The organism is Flavobacterium sp., assembly GCF_040382755.1.
GTDB lineage: Bacteria > Bacteroidota > Bacteroidia > Flavobacteriales > Flavobacteriaceae > Flavobacterium.
Genome location: NZ_JBEIET010000015.1, coordinates 1 through 24,122, shown reverse-complemented (window position 1 = coordinate 24,122; position 24,122 = coordinate 1). Strand labels below are relative to the sequence as shown.

Annotated in this window: 20 protein-coding genes and 1 other RNA gene; 6 read left to right on the top strand and 15 right to left on the bottom strand. The window is 31.5% G+C overall.

The annotated features are described in order from the left end of the window. Positions 1-74: 74 nt before the first annotated feature. Genes ABWO04_RS02995 through ABWO04_RS02985 form a run of 3 tightly spaced genes read right to left on the bottom strand, consistent with a single transcriptional unit; the run spans position 75 to position 5,435 of the window. Positions 75-821, bottom strand: coding sequence for a hypothetical protein (locus ABWO04_RS02995; RefSeq protein ID WP_353077182.1), 747 nt, complete (start codon positions 819-821; stop codon positions 75-77). 16 nt (positions 822-837) lie between these two features. Next, positions 838-2,313, bottom strand: coding sequence for a RagB/SusD family nutrient uptake outer membrane protein (locus tag ABWO04_RS02990; RefSeq protein WP_353077180.1), 1,476 nt, complete (start codon positions 2,311-2,313; stop codon positions 838-840). A gap of 23 nt (positions 2,314-2,336) precedes the next feature. Next, entirely contained in the window at positions 2,337-5,435 is a 3,099-nt protein-coding gene (locus ABWO04_RS02985) for a SusC/RagA family TonB-linked outer membrane protein (protein WP_353077179.1), read from the bottom strand. Positions 5,436-5,634: 199 nt separating this feature from the next. On the opposite strand from ABWO04_RS02985, the gene rnhB reads away from it, so the two are divergent. Next, the gene (rnhB, locus tag ABWO04_RS02980) at positions 5,635-6,330 is read left to right on the top strand and encodes a ribonuclease HII (RefSeq protein ID WP_353077177.1); all 696 of its coding nucleotides are present in this window, start codon (positions 5,635-5,637) and stop codon (positions 6,328-6,330) included. Positions 6,331-6,333: 3 nt separating this feature from the next. Here the strand turns inward: rnhB and lipB are convergent, their stop codons facing one another. Next, positions 6,334-7,026, bottom strand: coding sequence for a lipoyl(octanoyl) transferase LipB (gene lipB, locus ABWO04_RS02975; protein WP_353077176.1), 693 nt, complete (start codon positions 7,024-7,026; stop codon positions 6,334-6,336). Positions 7,027-7,142: 116 nt separating this feature from the next. Here lipB and lysS point away from each other — a divergent pair, with 116 nt between their 5' ends. After that, positions 7,143-8,840, top strand: a complete 1,698-nt coding sequence (gene lysS / locus ABWO04_RS02970) for a lysine--tRNA ligase (RefSeq protein WP_353077174.1) — start codon at positions 7,143-7,145, stop codon at positions 8,838-8,840. A gap of 140 nt (positions 8,841-8,980) precedes the next feature. Here lysS and ABWO04_RS02965 read toward each other — a convergent pair whose 3' ends face one another. From ABWO04_RS02965 to ffs, 5 genes are all read right to left on the bottom strand, one after another. Further along, positions 8,981-11,446, bottom strand: coding sequence for a DUF5686 and carboxypeptidase regulatory-like domain-containing protein (locus ABWO04_RS02965; protein ID WP_353077172.1), 2,466 nt, complete (start codon positions 11,444-11,446; stop codon positions 8,981-8,983). Between the two features lie 4 nt (positions 11,447-11,450). Further along, on the bottom strand, positions 11,451-12,203 hold the full coding sequence (locus ABWO04_RS02960; protein ID WP_353077170.1) for a head GIN domain-containing protein: 753 nt from the start codon (positions 12,201-12,203) through the stop codon (positions 11,451-11,453). A gap of 64 nt (positions 12,204-12,267) precedes the next feature. Further along, on the bottom strand, positions 12,268-12,681 hold the full coding sequence (gene aroQ / locus ABWO04_RS02955; RefSeq protein ID WP_353077168.1) for a type II 3-dehydroquinate dehydratase: 414 nt from the start codon (positions 12,679-12,681) through the stop codon (positions 12,268-12,270). Further along, entirely contained in the window at positions 12,681-13,721 is a 1,041-nt protein-coding gene (locus ABWO04_RS02950; RefSeq protein ID WP_353077167.1) for a M28 family metallopeptidase, read from the bottom strand. The genes aroQ and ABWO04_RS02950 overlap by 1 nt, the downstream gene beginning before the upstream one ends. 86 nt (positions 13,722-13,807) lie before the next feature. After that, an RNA gene (gene ffs, locus ABWO04_RS02945) (signal recognition particle sRNA small type) lies at positions 13,808-13,905 on the bottom strand. An 87-nt stretch (positions 13,906-13,992) separates the two neighbouring features. Here ffs and ABWO04_RS02940 point away from each other — a divergent pair. The 3 genes from ABWO04_RS02940 to capA are packed head-to-tail and all read left to right on the top strand — an operon-like array spanning position 13,993 to position 18,285. Further along, complete coding sequence (locus tag ABWO04_RS02940; RefSeq protein WP_353077165.1) at positions 13,993-15,057, top strand: glutaminyl-peptide cyclotransferase; 1,065 nt, start codon at positions 13,993-13,995, stop codon at positions 15,055-15,057. A 13-nt stretch (positions 15,058-15,070) separates the two neighbouring features. Beyond that, positions 15,071-17,203 carry a S9 family peptidase gene (locus ABWO04_RS02935; RefSeq protein WP_353077163.1) on the top strand — a complete coding sequence of 711 codons (2,133 nt, stop codon included), beginning with the start codon at positions 15,071-15,073 and terminating at the stop codon, positions 17,201-17,203. Positions 17,204-17,247: 44 nt separating this feature from the next. Next, positions 17,248-18,285 carry a cysteate synthase gene (capA, locus tag ABWO04_RS02930; protein ID WP_353077161.1) on the top strand — a complete coding sequence of 346 codons (1,038 nt, stop codon included), beginning with the start codon at positions 17,248-17,250 and terminating at the stop codon, positions 18,283-18,285. Between the two features lie 53 nt (positions 18,286-18,338). Here capA and ABWO04_RS02925 read toward each other — a convergent pair whose 3' ends face one another. The 4 genes from ABWO04_RS02925 to ABWO04_RS02910 all read right to left on the bottom strand — a co-directional run bounded on the left by ABWO04_RS02925 (position 18,339) and on the right by ABWO04_RS02910 (position 21,715). Next, positions 18,339-19,331: a transporter gene (locus ABWO04_RS02925; RefSeq protein WP_353077159.1), complete on the bottom strand. Its 993-nt coding sequence runs from the start codon at positions 19,329-19,331 to the stop codon at positions 18,339-18,341. 12 nt (positions 19,332-19,343) lie between these two features. Next, positions 19,344-20,387, bottom strand: coding sequence for a cytochrome-c peroxidase (locus ABWO04_RS02920; protein ID WP_353077157.1), 1,044 nt, complete (start codon positions 20,385-20,387; stop codon positions 19,344-19,346). Positions 20,388-20,447: 60 nt separating this feature from the next. Continuing rightward, entirely contained in the window at positions 20,448-21,233 is a 786-nt protein-coding gene (locus tag ABWO04_RS02915; RefSeq protein ID WP_353077155.1) for an MbnP family protein, read from the bottom strand. 107 nt (positions 21,234-21,340) lie between these two features. Continuing rightward, positions 21,341-21,715: a hypothetical protein gene (locus tag ABWO04_RS02910; RefSeq protein WP_353077153.1), complete on the bottom strand. Its 375-nt coding sequence runs from the start codon at positions 21,713-21,715 to the stop codon at positions 21,341-21,343. A gap of 191 nt (positions 21,716-21,906) precedes the next feature. Between ABWO04_RS02910 and ABWO04_RS02905 the strand changes: the two genes are divergently transcribed. Then, positions 21,907-22,236 (top strand): hypothetical protein, encoded by a 330-nt coding sequence (locus tag ABWO04_RS02905; protein ID WP_353077151.1) that lies wholly within the window; start codon positions 21,907-21,909, stop codon positions 22,234-22,236. A gap of 54 nt (positions 22,237-22,290) precedes the next feature. On the opposite strand, the gene hemL is transcribed toward ABWO04_RS02905, so the two are convergent. Together hemL and ABWO04_RS02895 are read right to left on the bottom strand one after the other, a co-directional pair. After that, positions 22,291-23,577, bottom strand: a complete 1,287-nt coding sequence (hemL, locus tag ABWO04_RS02900; RefSeq protein ID WP_353077149.1) for a glutamate-1-semialdehyde 2,1-aminomutase — start codon at positions 23,575-23,577, stop codon at positions 22,291-22,293. Continuing rightward, positions 23,577-24,122: glucosaminidase domain-containing protein (locus ABWO04_RS02895; RefSeq protein WP_353077147.1), on the bottom strand; the 546-nt coding region annotated here is incomplete at its 5' end. The genes hemL and ABWO04_RS02895, both read right to left, overlap by 1 nt.

The following is a 24,122-nucleotide window of genomic DNA, read 5'->3' as shown; positions in this document are numbered from 1 at the left end:
GCAAATGTACTGAGAATTTGTTGTAAAAAAAAACCCCGATAAATCGGGGTTTAGTTTATAAAATACAATAAATATTAATTAATTGTAAATGGGTGTGAAATTGTTGATCCAAATACTGAACCTGACACAAGCGTTGTACCATTAGTCAATTTTAAATTGTAAGATCCTGGCGCTATACCATCACCCCAACTATCATTCATAATGAAAGTATAGTTACCTGGTACTAAACAAAACTGAGTAGTAAATGAACCTAATCCGTCTGCATAAGGTGAAGAACTTGCTACAGTTGTATTTGAAGCATTTTTCAATAACCAAGAAATTTCTGAAGCATATGCATCAAATAGAATATTCAAATTAACTTTTGTATTAGCACAACCTCTTTGAATACTAACCACGTGGTTTGTTCTGTTAGGTAATGCATAAAAACCAGAACCAAAAACTAAAACTAATTGCTTAGCTGATCCATCTGATGGTAAAGCAGCAAATGAACCTGAGTTGATTTTTAGTTTAGCAGTAGTTTGTCCTGCAGGAATAACCGCAGTTGACATATCAATTGAATACATATTTGTAGTTGCAGTCGTAAAAGGACTAACAACAACTGGTACAACTCTATCTACGTTTGAAACTGTAGTTGAACTAACTAAAACTTCTGTAAAAGCAGGAGCTGCAGCAGTAAACTCAAAAACTGAAGTTGACTTATTAAAAAGCAACGCTTCTTGAGGACCAGAAAATGATTTGTAATTATCATCTTCATCGCTACAACTAACTAGCAATAAAGAAGCAATTAAACCAAAAAAGATTGAAAATCTAAAATTTTTCATAATTTAATAATTTATATTAATAACCAGGGTTTTGTTGTATAGAAACATTACCAGCAACCTCTAATTGTGGAATTGGTAAAGTCCATCTGTAATCAGAAAGAGGTAAAGTTAATGGCTGATCTAAAATATCATCATCTGTATTATCTCTTGTAATTCCTTGATTTCCGGCTAAAGCAGCAAGTCTTTTGATATCTAAATATCTATGACCTTCAAAAGCCAATTCTTTTCTTCTTTCTAATAAAATATCAGCCCATGCCGCTTGAGCATTTGCATATACTGGCAACGCAGGAGCAGGTGCAGCAAAAGCTCTAGCTGTTCTAATAGAACGCACTAAAGTAGCGGCAGCAGTTAAATTAGAAGAAGCTACTTCACATTCTGCAAGAATTAAAACCATTTCAGAATTTCTAAAGATTTTTAAATCATTTCTTAAATTTTGACCAGTTTTACCAGGATACTTATTGATAGGTAATACATCGTTACTTACATAATTAATATCAGTAGCATAATTAGGATTAATTAAAGCTGTAGCATCAATCCAAGTTGCTCTTCTTACATCATTTGGAAATTGATTGTATAAATTAAATAAGTTTCTACCCATATCTAAGAAAGCACCACCAGTAGCAGTTGTAACATTAAAATACCAAGTACTTCCAATATTTGACCAAGTACCTCCTGAAGGTCTAGCTGCAGCGAAAATACATTCTCCTTGAACAGCATCTCCCCACATTGAATTGTATGTAGTTGCAGTAGAAAGCGTACCTGTTGCTAAAGTAGCATATTGCTTTGCTTTCACATAATCTTTTCTGTAAAGGTACATTCTAGCTCTCGCAGCAGCAACAAATTTTTGAGTAACTCTAAAATAACTTGTTGCGCTTGGTGCCAAATTAGTTTCCGCAAATTGAAAATCACTTTCAATTAAATTATAAATTATTTGGTTTGAAACTCTTGGTCTGTCAATAACAAGATCATATCTATCAGGAGTTGTAGATAAAATAACACCTAATGCATTAGGGTTTGAAGGATCTACAGAGAAAAAAGAAACCAACTGAATGTATGAATACGCTCTTAAAGCTCTTGCTTCAGCCAAAACAGAATTTTTTGCAGCAATATCAGCTGGAGTAGTTACTACAACTAAATTTGCAAACTCTAATAATCTGTTAACTCTGTTAATTACAGTATAATGAGTGCTCCAAAGAGCAGTAGGCTCATCCGAATTTGCATTCAATTGATATCTATGTAATTCCTTATCTTGACCTCCGTTAGATGGTCCAATACCTACTTCATCAGTAAATACAGTTGTAAAACCGATTTCTTCAGTATTATTTACTCTTGAGTAAATATCACCATCTAAGTACTTTCTTAAATCAGAAACCGTCTTAAATGCATCCTCTCTATAGATTTCACCTGGCTGTACAATGTCTAAAGCATCGCTACAAGATGAAACCAATAATAAACTTCCTATTGCAAGGAAAATATTTTTAATTTTTTTCATAATTATTATTATTAATTAATTAATTAAAATCCAATTGAAGTACCAAAGGTAATCGTTCTAGGATTTGGGAAATTTGTCACTGATAATGCATTTATTGCTTCAGGATCAAAACCTCTCCATTTCGTCCAAGTTACTAAATTCTCAGCTAAAATGAAAAACTTCACATTTGTAAATGGTGAATTTTTTAACAGTTTTGAAGGAATATTATAACCTAAATTAATGTTTTTAAGTCTAATAAATGATGAATCGTATAAAAATCTATCAGAGTCTAAGAAAACATTGTTGTTAGAAGCATTAATAGAAGGTACTGTTGAAGTATTGTTGGTTGGTGTCCATTGATTTAAAAAATCAGCAGTTACGTTCTCTTGCCCAATAAATGCAGGGTTCGAAGCCCATCTAAATTGGTTATCAATTCTCCATACATCATACATATACGTAAATAAAGTGTTTAAATAGAAACCTTTGTAATCAAAGTTAAATCCAAAACCTCCTTGGTATTTTGGTATGTTACTTTTTCCTGTAGCTCTTCTATCTTTTGCTTCATCTGGCGTTTCTGTTAAATTATTATTTCTATCTAAGTATAATAAGTTACCATTCGCTTGGTTTACCCCTACATATGGAACTAAATTCCATTCGTTAAGAATGTTACCCACTTGACGTAAGTTAGCAACCCCACTTTGATTAGTAGTTGCCAAAGCAGTAATCTCATTTTGGTTATATGAAGAATTAGCAAATACTGAAAACTTCATATTGTCATTTTTGATTACGTTGTATTTTAATAACAATTCCACCCCTTTGTTAGTTAATTCTCCATTATTTCCAGCAACAGAATAACCTGTTCCAATAACTGCAGAATTTGGAATAGAATTAAACAAGTTAGAAGTAGTTTTGCTGTACAAATCAACATTACCTTCAAGTTTGTCATTAAATACTGCAAAGTCAACACCAATGTTAGCTTGTGTGATTTTTTCCCACTGAACAGTAGTATTATCAAAATTACCATATAATAAACTTCCAGGCGCATTATTATAACCCGTACCTACTGCAATAGTTTCTCTAATTAAGTTACTAGATGTTAACAATGATGGGAAACCATAGTTAGCAGCAGAAATATTTTGGTTACCATTTGTACCGTAAGAAGCTCTAAGTTTTAACATTGAGAATTTAGAATTTTTCATAAACTCTTCTTGATCAATATTCCATCTAGCAGATGCTGACCAAAATGTACCCCATCTGTTATCTTCAGAGAATCTGTAAGTACCATCACGTCTAACAACAGCACTAACACCATATCTTTTATCATAATCATAATCTAAAGTACCAAAAGCAGATAATGTTCCACCCGTTAAAATAGCACCATTTACAGAAGCAATATAAAAGTTTGGTGTAGCAGGGTTAAATGCTACGTAACCAGTACCAGCTCCTGGAACATAAGTTAATGGATTTAAACCATTTTGTCTACTTCCGTGTCCTTCATAGTGTGCTTTTGTATATTCAAAAAAGGCAGACATAGATAAATCATGCTTGTCTTTAAATACTTTACGGTAATTTAAACTAGAAATATTTGTAATTGTTAAATCATTAAAAGTTGATTGATCTTCAAAGCCACCAAATTCAGGAACTCCTGGAGTAGTTGCACGTACAACAATTGCTAAAAAGGATTGAGGTGATCTACCAAATAATCTTCCGTATTGTTTGTAATCAAGACCTGTTCTGTTTCTAACTGTTAAAGTTGGTGTCAATTTATATGAAGCACCTACATTTAAAATAGCTGTTTTATCTGAATAATAACTAGGTAAAGAATCTTCTTTTAAGATATCTTGTAAAACCCATGTATCATTAGCTCCATTGAAGTTAGTTCCAATTGCATCGAATAATTGTTGACCAGTTCCTTCAAAAGGCGCAATATATGGTAACCCCATTAAACCACCATGTAATGGATTTTGAATCGTATTATTATTTACACCACTATTTGTTTCTTGGTCTAATTGTCTTCTTTTAGAATAACCTAAAGCAATTTGCGTATCGAAATTAAATTTATCGTTATTACTTTTTCCTGATAAATTATTTCTGAAAGTAAATCTACTAAAATCAGTAGTAGGTACTAAACCGCCCTGATCAAAGTAACCAAGAGAGGTAAATGATTTAAGATTTTTAGACCCTACACTAATACCTAAATTGTGTTGAGTAACTATATCCGTGTTAAAAAATTCATCCAACCAATCTGTATCAGTACCATAAGCAGCAATTTCTTGATCTGTAAATGGAAGACCCGTAGCAGGATTATTGTTACCTAAACCAGTACTTCTGAATCTTTCAATAGCTAATGCTTGTTTTGAATTAGCCATGTTGTATTTGTTTTTTGGTAACGTACTAAATCCAGTTGATGTATCATAACTGAAAGTTAACGCTTGACCAAATTTACCACCAAAAGTTTTGATTAAAATAACTCCATTTGCTCCTTTGTTACCATAAATAGAAGTACCAGCAGCATCTCTTAATACTGTAACACTTTCAATTTCATTTTGGTTAAGGTTTCTAAATTGATTAGAAGTAGAAGGAATACCATCAATAACAATTAATGGATCTGTATTACCATTAATTGAAGATGCCCCTCTAATAAATCCATCAAATTTAGCAGAACCTGGAGATCCTGAAGATGAAATAATTGTTAAACCTGGTGCAGTTCCTTGTAACGAAGCTAATACTGACGCATTAGGTCTGTTTTCTAATGTCTCACCACCTACAGTAGTAGATGCTGTATTAGAATTTGCTTTAGTTCTAGTTCTGTCGTAACCAATAGATACATTAACAATATCAATTACATTATCTTTGGTAGATAAAGTAACATTGATAACATTACCAGCACCTACAGTTACTGTTTTTGTTTCTTTATTTAAGAAAGAAACTTCTAAAACATCACCTTGAGCTGCTTTAATAGAGAATTTACCATTCTCATCTGTTTGAGTACCTTGTTTTGTACCCGAAATACTTACAGTAGCACCAGGCAATTTAGCGCCATCACTTGTTACTGTACCCGTAACAGTTTTCTGTTGTGCGAAAGAAAACTGCATTGTAAACGCTACTAAAAGCGTAAAAATCCATTTGAACTTCGATCTCATATTAATTTTATTTGAGTTAGTTATTCCGCAAACTTCTTAATAATTTCTTAAATAAACAAATAATACTACACAATATTATCATTTTTTTTGTGTTAAAATTTTTTTACCATTAAAAAACTATGTAGAACCTACACTATAATAGAGCTGAATAAATGTTAAATGTTATTTTAAATTTAATTAATTTTGTAAAAAATATTTTATGTTAAATAAATGTTACAGTAATTTTACTATTGAGTGCGGAACGGATGAAGCAGGCAGAGGTTGCCTAGCTGGTCCTGTAACCGCAGCTGCAATTATTTTACAATCACCTAACATTAAACTTACAAAAGAGCAAAAAAAACAAGAGCAGCTTTTATTTCAAGCTATAAATGATTCCAAACAATTAACTGAAAAAAAACGTTTTGAGTTGAGACCTATTATTGAGGAGTTATTTGATTTTTCTTACACACATATATATAATGTAGAAATTGATGAAATAAATATTCTAAATGCATCGATGAAAGCTATGCAAGAAAGCGTATTGAAGTTGAAAACCATACCAGAATATATTATTGTAGACGGAAATAGACCTTTGAACGGAAAATTAGGCATGAAACAAAAAGAAGGAAAGATTTTTAATGCAAAAGAAATTGAAATTTTATCCTCGATTCCAAATACGTCTATTATTAAAGGTGATGCAAAATTTTTAAGTATTGCTGCCGCTTCTATTTTAGCAAAAACGTATCGAGATGATTATATGGATAGCATTCATGAAGAACATCCTATGTATAATTGGAAAAAGAACAAAGGTTACCCTACAAAAGAACACCGAGATGCTATTAGAAAATATGGAATTACAAAATATCACAGAAAAACATTTAGATTACTTCCAGATCAATTACTTTTAGAATTATAAATTCTAAATAAATGAACTTTCGAATAATTCGGAAAAATGTTTTAGAATTTTTTCTTTAACTTCTTCCTCATTTACTTCCCTACCCAACTCAACGTGCATGGACGTCACTGCCTTACCACGAATACCACAAGGAATAATATTGTCAAAATAGCCTAAATCGACATTTACATTTAAGGCAAAACCATGCATGGTAACCCAACGAGAAGCACGAACACCCATTGCGCAAATTTTTCGAGCAAATGGCGTTCCTACATCAAACCACACACCTGTTTCTCCAGGACTGCGTTCTGTTTTTAATCCGTATTCTGCTAAAGTTAAAATAATGGCTTCTTCTAAAAATCGAAGATATTTATGAATATCGGTAAAAAAATTCTCTAAATCTAAAATGGGATAGCCTACAATTTGTCCTGGGCCGTGATACGTAATGTCTCCTCCTCTATTGATCTTATAGAAAGTAGCACCTTTTTCTGTAAGTTGCTTTTCAGAAAGCAATAAATTAGAAACATCGCCACTTTTACCTAATGTATACACGTGAGGATGTGTTACATAAAGAAAGAAATTAGGCGTAGGAATTGGAATAGTTGCATTTCTATTTAGAATTTTTAAATCTACAATTTCTTTAAATAATTCTTCTTGATATTCCCAAGTTGCTTTGTAATCTTTATTCCCTAAATCAAGAAGTTGAATTTGTTTCATACACGAAAATAGATTTATTTTTCAAAGATACAATTTTAAATCATTTTGCTAAAAATTTCTCACTTTGAAACTATATATCTATTGCTTATCTTTGCCTTCTTAAAATAAAATTTATTATGCAACTTTCCGAACAAGAAATCATTAGAAGAGAGAAATTACAAGCCCTTAGAAACTTGGGGATTAATCCTTATCCTGCAGATTTATATCCTGTAAAGCACACTTCAAAAACCATAAAGGATAATTTCGAAGAAGGAAAAAAGGTAGTAATTGCGGGGCGCTTAATGAGTGTGAGAGATCAAGGAAAAGCTGCATTTGCTGAAATTCAAGACAGCGAAGGCAGAATACAAGTCTATTTTAACAGAGATTTTATTTGCCAAGGCGAAGACAAAACATTATACAACCAAGTTTTTAAAAAATTAACTGATTTAGGAGATTTTTTAGGAATTGAAGGCGAATTATTTACCACACAAGTAGGTGCAAAATGCATTAGAGTAGACAACTTCACTTTTTTAAGTAAAACCCTACGCCCGTTACCTTTTCCAAAAACGGATGAAGATGGAAAAGTATACGATGCCTTTAATGATGCCGAATTGCGTTACCGTATGCGCTACGTAGATTTAGTTGTAAATCCGCAAGTAAAAGAAGTTTTTGTAAAAAGAACCAAATTATTTAGTGCGATGCGAACTTTCTTCAACGAAAGCGGTTATATGGAAGTAGAAACACCAATTTTGCAATCTATTCCAGGTGGTGCAGCTGCGCGTCCGTTTATGACACATCACAACAGTTTAGACATTCCTTTGTACATGCGAATTGCTAACGAATTATATTTAAAAAGATTAATTGTCGGTGGTTTTGATGGTGTGTACGAATTTTCTAAAAACTTCCGTAACGAAGGTATGGACCGAACACACAATCCAGAATTTACCGCAATGGAAATTTATGTAGCGTACAAAGATTACAATTGGATGATGGAATTTACCGAAAACCTTTTGGAATATTGTGCTACAAAAGTAAACGATACTTCAGAAACTACTTTTGGCGAACATAAAATTAGCTTTAAAGCGCCTTATGCCAGAGTGACTATGACGCAATCTATCATTGACTTCACCGGTTTTGATATTTCTGGAAAAACAGAAGCTGAATTATTTGAAGCTGCTAAAGGAATGGGAATTGACGTGAATGAAACCATGGGTAAAGGAAAATTAATTGATGAAATTTTTGGTGCAAAATGTGAAGGAAATTACATTCAACCGACATTCATTACAGATTATCCAAAAGAAATGTCGCCTTTATGTAAACAACACCGAGATAATCCAGATTTAACAGAGCGTTTTGAATTAATGGTTTGTGGAAAAGAAATAGCCAATGCGTATTCGGAGTTAAACGATCCAATTGACCAAAGAGAACGTTTTGAAGCACAAATGGCTTTAGCTGAAAAAGGTGACGATGAAGCCAACGGAATTATTGATGAAGACTTTTTACGTGCGTTAGAATACGGAATGCCACCAACTTCTGGGTTAGGAATTGGAATGGACCGATTAATTATGTTTTTAACAAATAACGCCTCTATTCAAGAAGTGTTGTTTTTCCCACAAATGCGTCCAGAGAAAAAGGTGACTTATGAATTAACAGAAGACGAAAAATTCATTGTTAGTTTATTAGAAAAAGAAAACAATCAACCAATTGGTGTTTTAAAAGACAAGTCGGCTTTAAGCGGTAAAAAATGGGATGCTGCCATCAAAGGTTTAGCCAAACACGGCTTAACTAAAGTAGTAATTGACGGAGAAAATAAATTAGTGGTTTTAGGGCAATAAGGTTACACAAAACAACGCAAAGAAAACACAGAGAACCGCAAAATTTTAATACAAAAAACCTCGAAACTTTCAAATTTCGAGGTTTTTTATATCTTGGAATTTGGGATTTCTATTTTGGAATTAAATATTGGAATTTCTACTTAAAATCTTAAACCAAACATAAATCCTTGTCCAAATTTGCTCCCTTGAAAACTTCTAACATAATCTACACGGAAAATTTTAAACTTTCCAAAGCCAATTCGGTCGAAACCAACAGTTATTTCTTGATAGGGTCTGTTATTTGGAACGGCTAATTGATGAAATCCTCCAACTAAGTTCCAACCTAATTTATTTAATAATGGAATTTTATTCATAAAATAACCATTATCATTATAATTAGCGTGTAATTCAAAATACTTGTTATTAGTAGATTGCGAATAATACGGCAATAAATTAAAACTTGAATTGTATTGCCCATCAATGCGAACGTGTGTTTGATTTCCGTTAAAATGTTTGTAATCTACAAATGAAATGTTGTCGGCACCAAAAAACGTTCCTGCTTTTAAATTCAATTCCAAATCACCTTTGTTGGCTAATGTTTTGCTGTATTTTAAACGTGCTTCTAAAAAGTCATATTCATACGCTTTTGAAGTAGCTAAAAATGCTTTAGTATAAGTAAAACCAAGTGTTGGATATTTCCCTTCATTCATATTCATTTTTCCATCGGGTCTGGTAATATACTTTTGACCGAAAACAATTCGAGAACTCAAACTAAACTTAGTGATATGGTGTTCATTAAATGCTGGAAGTACATCAGAATTTGGCTGTAACGGATTATTTGAACTGTATACATCATCTGTTTTGATAATGGCAAAATCTGTAGTATTAAATACTGGTTTTCTGTTTTCGTAGGCAATATTTGCATTTAAAAACAAACCATTTACTACTTCCCTACCTGCTCCTATTTCAATAAATTCTTTTTCATATAATTTCATGAAATTATTTTTAAAAAACAATGAACTTACTGAGTTTTCAATTCCAGAAACAGGTTCTGAACTATTAAATTGATTGACTTTGTTTCCACCAGACAGTCGAAAATAAGCATCATTTGTATTATTGAATTTATGATAAAAAGAAGCCGTTGGTCGGATGCGTTTGTCTGAAAATCCGTATTGAAAATCGGCATTAATTACAGATCGTTTTTGCTTTTCTTCGTTATAACTTGAATAGGAAAAACCTGAGCCAATATGATAACCCTGTACGGTATTAAAATTAAAAGAAGACAAATTAAATAGCCCTTGATAATTGAATCTTTTATTTTTAAAACTGTTTTTAAATGTGTATCCTGTGATTAACTTAATTGCCTTAAATTTATTAGAAACCGCATCAACAGAATCCATAAAAACTTGCGAATTTCTAATTTTATAAACACTATCTTTTTTTACATAATTGGTGGTTTCTTCTTCCGTTAAAGGTACTGGACGATTTTCTAACCAATACGAATCTTCTTTTTTATTTGATTTTTCGGCAAACGTAACTACTTCACTTCCAAAAGTTTTCTTATCAAAATTAGATACAAAATTATAATTACTAAACACGTGTGTAAATTTGCCATTGAATTTCATCATAAACACGCCTGCTTTAAAATCAAATGATTGCAAACTTTTAACCCACATTTTTGTGTCTGGATTAAAACTAAAATTTTGCACCACTTTAAACGATTCTAAAAACTCTTGTTGCGATCTGTAGCCTTTAACATCTAAATCGGCAGCATAAATAGCAAATGTTTCGTCAACCAAGTAAATATAGCCTTCAAAAACGGGTTCTTTATCGCGTTTTGGCGTTACTTTAATTTTGTAAATATAATTGTTGTAACTATCTGTAAATGAATCTTCAATTTTATATTTATAATACGTAAATGCATTGGAAGCAATAGGAGAAATCATTGGGATATTGAAATCAACGGTATTTTGATACAAATCATAATTGGTATTTAAAGCAGTATTGAAGCTAAATCCATTATCGTTTCCAGCCACTTTACTTGCAATGATTTCTTCTTTTAAATTGTTTGGTTTTTCAAACTTAATTTTAGAAACCGTTTCCGATTGATAAATAATTCCAGCACCTGTAGAATCTACATTCCCGTCTAAATCACCTATTTCAATACCCATAAATTTTTTAGGAACATCCTTTACTCTAAATATACCTCTTGAGTAAAAATCGGCTTCATATTTATCGGTTTTTTCTGTATTTTTTTTACGATTGGCTATTGCGTTTCTGATGATTCCATTGGCTGGATTCTCGCCACTTTTTACAACTACTTCCTCAATAGAATATTGCTCATCAGGAAGTGTAGCATTAATTATTACAGGAAATGAATTAATTTCTTGGGTTATGGTTTTGGTTTTGTATCCTAATATCTTAAAAACCAAGGTGTATTTACCTGTTTTTTTGATGTTTAATTCGTACTCCCCGTTTTCATTTGTGGAAGTTCCTACGTAGGTTTTTTCAATAGTTACACTTGCATAAGGCAACGCGTTTCCTTTTGAGTCAGTGACTTTTCCTTTTATTTGTGCAATTGAAAAACAAGAAAAAAGTAATAGTAAGATTGAGGTTTGGGGCTTCATAATATTATTTTATTTGTTCTACAGAGCCAGACGTGCTCTCGTTTATTTTTACTTTATCTAATTTTCCATAATATTTTATAGATGCACTTGTAGAAGCAGTGGCATCTAATCCTTTTAAGGCTAAAACATGCACATCTGAAGAGGTACTTGCAGAAACCTGTGCCATATTTGAAACTAATTCTTTAGCATCACAATCTGCTGAACTCGAAGCGTCAATAGCCAAATTATCTGTTTTTCCTTTTAATGATACGCTTGAACTACTGCTTAAGTTAACAGCGATATCATCTGTAGCCATATTTAAAGCCACATTTGAACTTGAAGAAGCATCAATAAAAATTGAATTACAAGTTACCGTTCCTGAAAAATCAGCACTTGAAGAAGTATTAATTTTTAATAAACTTACATTTAAATTGTTTTTGATTGAAAACGTAGCCGATGAACTTACCGTAACGCTACCAATACCTGGATTTGAAACGGTTACAAGCAATTTGCTGGTATCCATTTTTTTATAGTAGTTGGTGTTTTCAATAAAAATTTTTAAAACATTATTTTTAGTTTCCACTTTTAAAAATTTCATTAAATCTTTTTCCCAAGTCACCTCAACATTTTGCACAGGTCCTTGAGTATAGACAACATTAACACCTGATGAAGCCTTAATAGCAGTGAAATTTCCAATACCTCTGGTTTCTTTAACTTGTCCGAAAGAAGACGAAAACATTGCGAAAAACGCAAGAAGAAATACCGTAATTTTTTTCATTTTTTTTAGTAGATTTAGTATGTATAATTATAGACGTTTTTTAAAAAATAAAAGTTGTATGATGTTACAAAAAACTTTGAATAGCCAATGCGTAACTTTTTAAACCAAAACCAATAATTACGCCTTTTGCGTTTGGAGAAATGTAAGATTGATGACGAAATGTTTCTCTGGAAAATGTATTTGAAATATGTACTTCAATTACTGGTGATGTTATTGCCTTTACACAATCGGAAATGGCTACAGAAGTGTGTGTATACGCTCCTGCATTTAATAGTATACCATCGTATGAAAAACCAACTTCTTGCAATTTATTGATAATTTCGCCTTCTACATTCGATTGAAAATAATCCAATTGAACCGAAGGAAACTGTAATTTTAATTCATCAAAATACGAATCAAAGCTTTGATTACCGTAAACTTCTGGTTCACGTTGACCTAATAAATTTAAATTAGGACCATTTAGAATTAATAATTGCATTATTTACCGTCTTTGTCAACCACAATTCTATTTTCTCTATTGGCCAATTCCCAAGCTAAAGTAAATGCCAATTTAACACGCATCGCTAACAAATCGTACTCAATTTTATCAGCCGTATCGTTTGGTCCGTGATAATCTTCGTGTACGCCATTAAAAAAGAAAATAGAAGGAATACCTTTTTTAGCAAAATTATAATGATCTGAACGGAAATAAAATCTATTTGGATCATTTTTTGCATTAAAAGTGTAATCTAAATTTAAGCCCACATATTTTGTATTCATTTCTTCATTTATGGTATGTAATTCAGAACTTAATCGGTCTGAACCAATTACATACACATATTTTCCATTTTCCTTATGATTGCTAAGTGTATCTCTACGTCCTACCATATCAATATTAATGTCTGCAATGGTGTTTTTTATTGGAAATAATGGATTTTCAGAATAATATCTCGAACCGTGTAAACCGTGTTCTTCTCCTGTAACGTGTAAAAATAAAATAGAACGTTTTGGTGAAAAACCATCTTTTTTTGCTTCTGAAAAAGCTTTGGCAATTTCAACTAAAGAAACCGTACCAGAGCCATCATCATCTGCACCGTTAAACACCTCACCATTTTTCATACCAACGTGGTCGTAATGTGCAGAAATAACAAGAACCTCCTCTGGTTTTTCAGTACCAGGAATGAAAGCCCAAATATTTTCTGAATCACCCAATTTTGGTGCAAAACCTTTTTTCATAAATTCTGCAGGCACTTTTTGATAAAAATCAGTGGAACCTGGAGGATTTGAAATACCTAACGCTTTATATTGTTCGATAAGATATAAACCTGCTTTTTTCTGTCCTGGTTCTCCAGTATTTCTGCCTTCCATTTCATCGGAAGCAATTACGTGAAGGTTTTTAGACAAACTGGCTTCGTTAATTGTATTCATGTATTTTGTAACATCTGCAACTTTTTTTGTTGAACTGGCTACAAGGCTTTTTTTTGGAGAACAACTTAGCAAAAATGCAGTTGTTGCAAGTAATACGAATAACTTTTTCATTTGAATTGGTTTTAAACAATACAAATCTAAATTAAAAAAGTTTGATACCAATAAATTTTATAAGAATTTTAAGAAGAGAAGTAAAAAATGGCAAGCGACCTACATCGCACCGCTACAACCACATACCTTTGCTGCGTTCCCACCCTGGAGGATTTTGAGGGAGCTGGTCGTGTAGGACTTGCCGGTGCAAATATACAATCTTTTATTATTTCTACAAATCAAAAATTAGTTTAAAATAAATTGTAATATTGTATTATTAAATAATTTGAATATGAAAAAAATTAACTTACTTATAATCACAGCATTAAGTGTTTTTTTATATAATTGTAGTGAAACAAAAGACCTGTTTTCTATTGCTACAAAAGACTTAAAACAAGTATACAAACCAACTGAAACTGTGAATTTAAGCATTGAAAATGTTGAAAATGCTAAAATTGATTCGGTAATTTATTTTTCAAACGATATTAAATTAGGGAAATCAACTGAAAATGCAGTTTTTAATTTAAAATTAGAAAAACTACAATTTGGTATTCAAGACATAAAAGCAATTGTGCATTCTGAAGGTGAAAAAACAGAATGTGTAACCTCTTTTGAATTGGTTTCGAATATCACCCCAAAATTATATGAAACGAAAGATTATACTATTTTAAACACGTATAATCACGATGCAAATGCTTACACGCAAGGTTTAGAATTTTACAACGGCATTTTATTTGAAGGAACGGGTCAAAATGGCGAATCAACACTAAGAAAAACGGATTATAAATCTGGAAATGTTTCAAAATCCGTGCCTTTATCACCAGATTATTTTGGTGAAGGAATTACCGTTTTTAATGACAAAATTTATCAACTGACTTGGAAAAATAAAGTTGGTTTTATATATAATGCTGCAACTTTAGAGCAAGAAAAAACATTTGATTATTTTTCAGATATTGAAGGTTGGGGTTTAACACATAATGACAAACATTTAATTATGAGCGATGGAACCAATAAAATTTATTTTTTAAATCCAGAAACTCAAAAAATGGAGCGTTTCATAAACGTGTATTCTGATACAAATGCCATTACAGAACTGAACGAATTAGAATGGATTGACGGAAAAATTTGGGCAAACATTTATCTGAAAGATGTAATTGTTATTATCAATCCAGAAAATGGTGCCGTAGAAAGTGCTATTGATTTTTCAGATTTAAAAACAAAAAACAAAAAAGCATTAACGGAAGGAGATGAAGTTTTAAACGGAATTGCATACAATCCATCCACAAAAACCGTTTTTATTACAGGTAAAAATTGGGATAAAATGTTTGAAATTAAAATGAAAAAAATATCAAATTAAAACAGCAAAAACTATGAAAAAAATAATCTTAGCATCAGTTTTACTGATATTTACAGCAAAAATACAATCACAAAACCAAAATCAAAAAATGAATACTATTCAACCACCAATTGCAAAAATAATTCCAAAAAAGTTAGAAAAACACGGAGATGTAAGAACGGATAATTACTATTGGTTAAACGAAAGAGAAAATCCAGAAGTAATTGACTATTTAAATAAAGAAAACGAATATTACCAAAAATCAACAGCGCATACCAAACAATTACAAGACGATTTGTTTGCAGAAATGAAATCAAGAATAAAAGAGGACGACAGTTCTGTGCCTTATTTTTATAACGAATATTGGTACATCACACGTTTTGAAACGGGTAAAGATTATCCAATTTATGCCAGAAAAAAAGGAAGTTTAGATGCGAAAGAAGAAATTTTATTCGATTGTAACGAAATGGCAAAAGGACAATCTTATTTCAATTTAAGCGGAATGAGTGTGAGTGGCGACAACAAATTAGTGGCTTTTGGACTAGATTTAGTATCAAGAAGACAATACACCATTCATATTAAAAATATAGAAACTGGTGAAATTCTTTCAGATAAAATTGAAAACACAACTGGTGGTTCCAGCTGGTCTACCGATAATAAAACGCTTTTTTATACTGGAAAAGATGCACAAACGCTTCGTTCTGATAAAATTTTCAAACATAAATTAGGCACAAATGCATCTGAAGACGTGTTGGTTTTTCACGAAAAGGACGATACCTACAGTACGTTTGTGTATAAAGAAAAATCGAAAAAATACATCATAATTGGTTCTGGAAGTACACTTACAACTGAATATCAAATCTTAGAAGCGAATAATCCCGATGGAAAATTTAGAGTATTTCAACCGAGAACTCGTGGTTTAGAATATTCTATTTCTTTTTATAAAGATAAATTTTATATCTTAACGAATGCCGATAAAGCGACCAATTTCAAATTGATGACTTCACCTGAGAATGCTACATCAAAAGAAAATTGGACCGATTTAATTCCACATAGAAAAGATGTTTTATTAGAAGGAATTGAAATTTTTAAAAATTATTTAGTAGTGGAAGAACGTTCAAATGGTTTAAATAAAATTCAAATTAAACCATGGGATGGGTCTGGCGATTACTATTTGCCATTTAGTAGCGAAACCTATACGTGCTACACCACTTCTAATGTAGATTTTGATACCGATGTGTTGCGTTATGGTTACCAATCTATGGCTACGCCTTCTTCTGTGATTGATTTCAATATGAAAACAAAAGAAAAAACCGTATTAAAAGAGCAAGCTGTTTTAGGCGGAAAATTCGATAAAAATAACTATATTGAGGAGAGAATTTGGGCTACTGCAACTGATGGAACTAAAATTCCTATGAGTGTGGTATACCGAAAAGACATAAAAAAAGACGGAAAAAATCCTTTATTACAATATGCTTATGGTTCATACGGTTCTTCAATGGATCCTTATTTTTCAAGTACACGATTAAGTTTAATAGATAGAGGATTCATCTACGTTATCGCTCACATTCGTGGTGGTGAAGATTTAGGAAGAGAATGGTACGAAAATGGAAAATTATTAAAAAAGAAAAATACGTTTACAGATTTTATCGATTGTAGTAAGTATTTAATAGCCGAAAAATACACTTCTGCCGAGCATTTATATGCTGAAGGTGGTTCTGCGGGAGGTTTGTTAATGGGTGCAATTGTTAATATGGCTCCAGAATTGTATAATGGTGTGATTGCACAAGTACCTTTTGTTGATGTGATTACCACAATGTTAGACGACACCATTCCATTAACAACTGGGGAATACGACGAATGGGGAAATCCGAATGAAAAAAAATATTATGATTATATGTTATCCTATTCTCCATACGATCAAGTAAAAGCACAAGGGTATCCAAATATGTATGTTTCAACAGGTTTACACGATTCGCAAGTGCAATATTTTGAACCTGCAAAATGGGTGGCAAAATTAAGAGTATTGAAAACCAACAACAAACAATTATTTTTAGATACAAATATGGATGCGGGTCACGGTGGAGCTTCTGGAAGATTTGAAGCCTTAAAAGAATTAGCCAAAGAGTTTGCATTCTTATTTGATTTAGAAGCTATTAAAAAATAATTTGCATTATCACTTTTCATCTGTGGTAAAAAGAAAAATGAAAAATGAAAAACGAAATAAACGCCCATAATTCAGTAATTGATTTAATTGGTAATACACCAATAATAAAGTTGAATAAAATTGCAGCTGGATTAACTGGGAATTTTTATGCCAAAGTAGAAGCTTTTAATCCTGGACATTCTGCAAAAGATAGAATAGCCTTACATATTATCAATTGTGCTGAAGAAAAAGGCATTTTAAAACCTGGTGCAACTATTGTAGAAACAACCTCAGGAAATACAGGATTTAGTTTAGCTATGATTAGCATTATTAAAGGATACAAATGTATTTTAGCGGTGAGTGATAAATCGTCACCTGACAAAATTGATATGCTAAAAAGTATGGGAGCAAAAGTATATGTTTGTCCGGCAAATGTCGCTGCAGATGATCCAAGAAGCTATTATGAAGTGGCAAAAAAAATTCATAAAGAAACACCAAATTCAATTTACATCAATCAGTACTTTAATGATTTAAACATTGAAGCACACTATTGCAGTACTGGAAAAGAAATTTGGAATCAAACAAATGGTTCAGTTACTCACGTTGTTGTGTGTAGTGGTACTGGTGGGACTATTTCTGGAATTGGACGATATTTGAAAGAAAAAAATCCGTCTATAAAAGTTTTAGGTGTAGATGCTTATGGTTCTGTTTTAAAAAAATACCACGAAACCAAAGAGTTTGACGAAAAGGAAATTTATTCATACAAAATTGAAGGTTTAGGTAAAAATTTAATTCCAACGGCTACTGATTTTGCTATTATTGATAAATATATAAAAGTTACCGATAAAGAAAGTGCTATTACAGCCAGAGAAATTTCAAAAACCGAAGGATTATTTGTTGGTTACACTTCTGGTGCTGCATTTCAAGCTGTGAAGCAATACGCCGCATTAGGAGAATTTAACGAAGACAGTAATGTAGTAGTTGTTTTTCCAGACCACGGATCGCGTTATATGAGTAAAATTTATAGCGATGACTGGATGCAAGAACAAGGTTTTTTAGATGCTGAAAATAGTGATGATTCAATGAAAATTGAAATAATATAATAAACATCTTAAACATATAAAAAAAGCGGCTACATTTATTTAGCCGCTTTTTTTTATAATTTAAAATTGACATTTACACTCCATCTAGAGGTAGTTTCAACTAAACCACCCACTAAATTTTGATTTATTGGCAACTGTAAATTAGAACCAAACGACCATTTTTTATACCCTAATTCAAAGCCAAATTTACTAAAAAGAACATCGCCTGAAGTATTTTTTACTTTTTGGTTGTATTGATAATTACTTTCATACAACTCACCAGCAAGACCAATTTGCGGTGCAAATGCAAATTTTTTATTCTCAAATAAATAAAAAATAGTAGATGCATAATTAAACTGATTTCCAAAACGATAGTATTTTTCGTTTTCATTTTTTATGATATAGTTAATCATATTATTTAATCCGAATTTCTTTTTCTTTATTACATATTCAGATGTTAAAAGTACATCCCAGCTCCCAGTACCTAATTGAAAACTTGGATTTACACTTCCTGAATTTGCTTGCTTATAAGCGCCCGTAGGAAGTTTAACACCCATACCTACTTGTAAATTGTGTTTAAATGAAGTCGAAACCGTATCGGTTTTTGATTTAAAAACGGTGGTTAATGCCAAAACTGTAATATCACCAATACCACTAATAGATTGATTTTCGCTCTGGGTTTCACGCTCATGATTATGATAAGGAATTAAAGCTGAAACTTGAAACTTTTTAAAAACAGGTACTCTGGCCCAAACCTGAACGGTATTAAAATTTTCATTTAACCAAGGTGAATTTGAATATAAACCATCATTAGATTTATATTGTTGATTAAAATAGCGTACACCAACAAAATTCGAATTAATCATTGAAGCAAAACCCATACTTCCTCCGCTTGCGCCACAACCACAACCATCACAATCATCTAAAAACAAACTTTTAGTCGTGTGTTTTTTTAAATAATTAGTTGTAGGTAAACTAAGTTTATAACTAAATTTTTGATTTGGTTTTGGATTTTCGTGAGCATGTAAAATGGTTGATACAAAAAAAGCAAGTAGTATATTTTTCATAATGTATATTTATTAATATTCAGCAAATTTTGGATTTGTGATAAATTCGTTATCAGTTAACGTTTTTAAAAACGCAATAAGATTTGCTTTTTCTTGATTTGACAATGGAATTCCTAAAGTGCCATTCGAATTTAAACTTGGATCCAAAGTAGTTGAATTTACCATTCCCGAAGAATAATGATTTAACACTGCGTCTAAAGTAAAAAATCGTCCGTCATGCATGTACGGCACTGTAAGTTCAATATTTCTTAAACTGGGTACTTTAAATTTATACAAATCCGCATCTAAAAGAGTTACCCTATAACGCCCAACATCATTAAAAGTTGGATTAATTGGCAAACCATTATTTCTAAATGAATTATCAGTAAACAAATCTGTAGCATGACATGTGGCACATTTTTGATTGAAAATAGCATAACCTTGTAATTCTTGCGCAGATAAATTACCTCCCGTTTCATTTCTTCTATACTTATCGAAACGAGAATTTGAAGAAACCATCATTGCCATAAATTGACCCAACGCTTTGAGCATATTTTCAGAATTAATTTGTTTATCTGGAAAGGCTTGATTGTAAAGTTTTACATACGCGGGATCAGATTTCATCATATCAATAGCAGTTGAAAAATCACCATTCATTTCAATCGGACTGGTAAATGGGATAATCGGTTGTAAATCCAAATGAGACACAGCGCCATCCCACATAAAAGTAGATTGAAATGCTAAATTCTGAATCGGAGGTGTATTTCTCGTTCCAATATTATCTCCTACACCATGGCTTAATGAATGACCGTGATGTGTAAAAGCATCTTGCTGAATATGGCAAAATCCGCAAGAAATTATTCCATCTGAAGCCAATCGACCATCATAAAATAATTTTTTCCCTAATTCGAAACCTTTTTCAGTAATAGGATTATTAATTGTGTTATACGTGGAAGGTGGAAAATTACTTGGAACTACAAGATTCAAAGGCAAATTCACATATTCACTCTCATCATCAGAATGTTCACAACCAAAAAATGACAAAAACGTAAGCAATATTAAATATTTTGCTTTCATATCGAATAAATATTAAAAAAGACTGTCATAAGAAAAAATGACAGTCTTTTTAATTAAATGTTAATCATTATGCACATGATGTACTTCAAACATGTTACTTAAATTTGCAGTAACTAAAGCTAATTTACTTCCTCCCATAATAGTAGGTTGTGTAGTTAAACTTATTTTATTTGTTCCATCAATTATATGCTGTAAATCTGCCATAATATGAACTTGAGGAGTAATTGAACTTCTAACTAAAGCATTGTTTGGAAAATTTAATGTTACTTCAGTATAATTATAGTCTGTTCCTGTTTGTCCAGTATGAACTTTATAATCTGTTGCAGTTGTTACCGTAGGCGAAGTAAAAGTACCTTCAAAAGCAACAAATTTATAACCAGCACTCCAACTCCACATCATACCTGCAGTTTGTGCTTGAGTAAGAAAATTACCTTGACCTGTTGCACCAAGTGCCCATTGCGTTTGATCAACTCCTATTCCAAATTTGATGCTTTTATAATCACCTGCTGGAATATTTGGTAAATTTAATATTCTACTAGTAGCTGTCGCTTCATCAACAATAAAATAACTTTCAGATTTTGGAATTGTATAAGTTGAATTATCAGTTTTTGTTAAAACTATATTGCTTACAATGTATTTTGCTTTGCTAACTTTAATAACTTCTCCATTAGAGTTTGTATAGTTAGTAGCAAATGCTAAATCTGCACTACCATATACATTGTCAAACTCTACTTTTAAATTACCTTTTTCGTCTATTACTGCTGCAGGTGCATCATCATTATTACAAGAATTGAATATGAAAGCTATAGCTAAAATTGCTATACTATTTTTTAATTGAAATTTCATTTTATTTTAGTTTAAATTATAGATAATTGATGCTTGAATAGTTTCAAACATTATTTTTTGGACATAAGTGTCCTTTCCGATTAGAAAAAACGGAAAATCTTTTGTATTTAAACTAATTTAGTGGGTGGATGAAAAATCTGAGAACTATTTAAATGAAAATAGTTATTAAAATAATGAGTAGAAATAGCAGCTACTTTGTAAACACTTTTTTTGATTTCAAAATAAATAGTATTTTGATAAAAAAGCACTTCTATTTCTTGTTTATTTACTGATTTTTTATCTTTTGAATTCGAATTTTCTTCTGAGGAAGCTTTTGCCAATTCCTTTTTTAAATGACATTTACCATTACATTCCATTTCTGGCTTGTCTTGGTTTTCACAAAGCTCATTTGCAATATACTCATAGTTAACAAAATAGCTCAAAACTGGTAAAACAGGTTTTACCATAAATAAAAATGTAATTAAAATAGCTATTTTTTTCACAATACAAAGATACAAAATATTCGAAATAGAGATAAAAATTGATGGCGTTTTTTAATTAAAATGCAGAAAAAAAAGCAGAAAAGTAAATTCTTATACTTACTTAAAAAAATAAAAAAAATAATTATTTGTAAAAAAGGCTTTGATATTGAAAATATTTTTTATTTTTGATAAAACAATTAAAAGATTTAACAATGAAAAATTTATTAGGCGCTCTTGTTTTGTTTTTAGCTTTCACAGTAAATGCTAATGCTCAAGAAACATTTAAAAAAGTAGACGAAAAAATTGAAGCTAAGAAAAATATGACGGCTCTTGCTGAAGCAATAACAGTAGAAGGTACTTTAAGCGAAGATTTAACTAGATTATTTGAATACAAATTCAGAAATTTAAACGAAAATCTTTCAGCTGAAAGAAAAATCGAATTAGCTAGAATAATTGAAGCTAAATTGAGAGCTACACTTTCTCAAACTCAAATGGAAAGTATTGAAAGTAAACAAGGTTTGTTGAAAAAATTAACAAACTAAAAATAAAGCATTTTAAAAAAAGCCCGTCTCATGTATAATGAGACGGGCTTTTTTTTATAATATTTTTGCCACTTCTTGAACTGACTGTATTGTATAATCTAAGTCTTCATAGCTTAAAGCATCGGTAATAAACCACGTTTCATATGCTGAAGGTGCAATATAAATTCCACGTTTCAATAATTCGTGAAAGAATTTCTTAAATCTTTCGTTGTCTCCATTTTTTGCAGTTTCAAAATCATACACTTCATTTTTGTCAAAATGTACTGAAATCATTGATCCTACTCTATTTATAGTAAACTCAATATTATTTTCAGACAGAACTTTGTGAATTCCCTTCTCTAAATAAGCTGTTTTTTCTTCTAATCTATTAAATATTTCTTTATCTGAATTTAATTCCAAAAGCATTTGATATCCTGCCGCCATAGCTAAAGGGTTTCCAGATAACGTTCCTGCTTGATAAACAGGACCTAAAGGCGATAACAAATTCATAATTTCATTTCGTGCTGCAAAAGCACCTACTGGCAAACCACCACCAATTACTTTTCCAAAACAAACTATATCGGCCGAAACTTGATACAATTCTTGTACGCCACCTTTTGCAAGACGAAATCCAGTCATCACTTCATCAAAAACTAGCAAAGCTCCGTTTTCATTACAAAGTTGCTTTAAACCTGATAAAAAACCTTCTTTTGGAGGAATACACCCCATATTTCCTGCAACAGGTTCTACTATAATTGCTGCAATTTCATTTTTATTGGCTTCAAAAAGCGCTTTAACATTTTCTATATCATTATATTTAGCTAACAAGGTGTCTTTAGCCGTGCCTTCAGTTACTCCAGGACTATTTGGCACTCCAAACGTACTTAATCCACTTCCAGCAGCAATTAAAAACGAATCGGAATGACCATGATAACATCCTGAAAATTTAATAATTTTATCTCGTTTGGTATAGCCTCGTGCTAAACGGATTGCACTCATACAAGCTTCTGTACCCGAGTTAACAAATCGAATTTTATCAATATTTGGCACCATTGAAATGGCTAATTGAGCTATTTTAGTTTCTAATTCAGTTGGGGTTCCAAAAGAAGTACCTTTTTTTGCCTTTTCAATAATAGCTTGTACTACTGGTTCGTGAGCGTGACCTAAAATCATAGGGCCCCAAGAATTAATATAGTCTATGTATTTATTCCCGTCTTCATCATATAAATAGGCTCCTTTAGCTTCCTTAATAAAAATTGGAAAACCTCCAACACCTTTAAATGCTCGAACAGGAGAGTTAACACCACCAGGTATTACTTCATTTGCTTCAACAAATAACTGACTACTTCTTTGATATAACATTATTTTTTTACTTTTAATTTTTGACCGATTGAAATTCCGGATTCTAAAATATTATTTAAACTTTTTAATTCCTCAACAGAAATATTGTATTTTTTTGATAACGAGTATAATGTATCTCCTTTTTCAACGGTATGCTCTCCAATAACTTGTACTTGAGTTACAACTCTTGGTTTTGGAATAAAATTTCTTCCTAAAACTTCATTGTCAATTTTATATAATTCGTACCGTTCAATAATACCAATTAATTTTGAAGGATATAACGTATCAGTTGCGTAACCCGCTTGTTTTAAGCCATTAGCCCACGATTCGTAATCACCTTTATCTAATTTAAACAAACTTTCATACCGTTTTCTTGAAGATAAAAAAGCAGAATGATCTTTGTACGATTCAGTTGGGTCTTTATATTTTCTAAAACACTCTTGTTCGGCATCATCATCGTATTTTACAGACTCACCTGTCCATCCTGTATGGCATTTTATACCAAAATGATTGTTCGCTTCTTTAGCTAAAGATCCAAATCCAGCACCCGACTCTAAAATACCCTG

Coding starts and splice junctions, on each gene's coding strand:
- ABWO04_RS02935 (WP_353077163.1), top strand. CDS start 15,071: ATGAAAAAAATAATCTTAGCATCAGTTTTACTGATATTTACAGCAAAA.
- ABWO04_RS02905 (WP_353077151.1), top strand. CDS start 21,907: ATGAAAAATTTATTAGGCGCTCTTGTTTTGTTTTTAGCTTTCACAGTA.
- ABWO04_RS02995 (WP_353077182.1), bottom strand. CDS start 821: ATGAAAAATTTTAGATTTTCAATCTTTTTTGGTTTAATTGCTTCTTTA.
- hemL (WP_353077149.1), bottom strand. CDS start 23,577: ATGTTATATCAAAGAAGTAGTCAGTTATTTGTTGAAGCAAATGAAGTA.
- lysS (WP_353077174.1), top strand. CDS start 7,143: ATGCAACTTTCCGAACAAGAAATCATTAGAAGAGAGAAATTACAAGCC.
- ABWO04_RS02960 (WP_353077170.1), bottom strand. CDS start 12,203: ATGAAAAAAATTACGGTATTTCTTCTTGCGTTTTTCGCAATGTTTTCG.
- ABWO04_RS02950 (WP_353077167.1), bottom strand. CDS start 13,721: ATGAAAAAGTTATTCGTATTACTTGCAACAACTGCATTTTTGCTAAGT.
- capA (WP_353077161.1), top strand. CDS start 17,248: ATGAAAAACGAAATAAACGCCCATAATTCAGTAATTGATTTAATTGGT.
- rnhB (WP_353077177.1), top strand. CDS start 5,635: ATGTTAAATAAATGTTACAGTAATTTTACTATTGAGTGCGGAACGGAT.
- ABWO04_RS02915 (WP_353077155.1), bottom strand. CDS start 21,233: ATGAAATTTCAATTAAAAAATAGTATAGCAATTTTAGCTATAGCTTTC.
- lipB (WP_353077176.1), bottom strand. CDS start 7,026: ATGAAACAAATTCAACTTCTTGATTTAGGGAATAAAGATTACAAAGCA.
- ABWO04_RS02925 (WP_353077159.1), bottom strand. CDS start 19,331: ATGAAAAATATACTACTTGCTTTTTTTGTATCAACCATTTTACATGCT.
- ABWO04_RS02965 (WP_353077172.1), bottom strand. CDS start 11,446: ATGAAGCCCCAAACCTCAATCTTACTATTACTTTTTTCTTGTTTTTCA.
- ABWO04_RS02940 (WP_353077165.1), top strand. CDS start 13,993: ATGAAAAAAATTAACTTACTTATAATCACAGCATTAAGTGTTTTTTTA.
- ABWO04_RS02990 (WP_353077180.1), bottom strand. CDS start 2,313: ATGAAAAAAATTAAAAATATTTTCCTTGCAATAGGAAGTTTATTATTG.
- ABWO04_RS02985 (WP_353077179.1), bottom strand. CDS start 5,435: ATGAGATCGAAGTTCAAATGGATTTTTACGCTTTTAGTAGCGTTTACA.
- ABWO04_RS02920 (WP_353077157.1), bottom strand. CDS start 20,387: ATGAAAGCAAAATATTTAATATTGCTTACGTTTTTGTCATTTTTTGGT.
- aroQ (WP_353077168.1), bottom strand. CDS start 12,681: ATGCAATTATTAATTCTAAATGGTCCTAATTTAAATTTATTAGGTCAA.